This is a genomic window from Paraburkholderia sp. SIMBA_030 (assembly GCF_046535245.1).
GTDB lineage: Bacteria > Pseudomonadota > Gammaproteobacteria > Burkholderiales > Burkholderiaceae > Paraburkholderia.
In genome coordinates, this window is record NZ_JAWRXB010000270.1 from 1 (window position 1) to 299 (window position 299).

General features: G+C 37.1%; 1 protein-coding gene. It reads right to left on the reverse strand.

Annotated elements, in window-relative coordinates:
• On the reverse strand, positions 1 to 283 hold a 283-nt coding region (locus SB772_RS39965; RefSeq protein WP_410838514.1), incomplete at its 3' end, for a hypothetical protein.
• Positions 284 to 299: the final 16 nt, after the last annotated feature.

The window sequence follows — 299 nt, forward strand, 5'->3', positions numbered from 1 at the left end:
GTTGTTGTAATTGGCTGATTTGTTTTTGCAGTTTGTCTTGTTCTTCACCGATCATATGGTGCGCTTCTGCAAGACTCTGATAGCGCTTATCGAGATCGTTCAGTTGTTTTTTGGCACCGTCACGTTCGTTATGACTGTTATCTAATTTGGTTTTTAATGCGGCAAATTCTTTTGAATCAGTAACAGGGTGTTGTTTTAAGCTGCTAAGTTCAGCACTGACAAGCTGATACTGTTTTTTGATGTCGAGTACCATTTTTTCTAATATTCTAAGTTGATCATACATAGTCAGTTTTTATCCT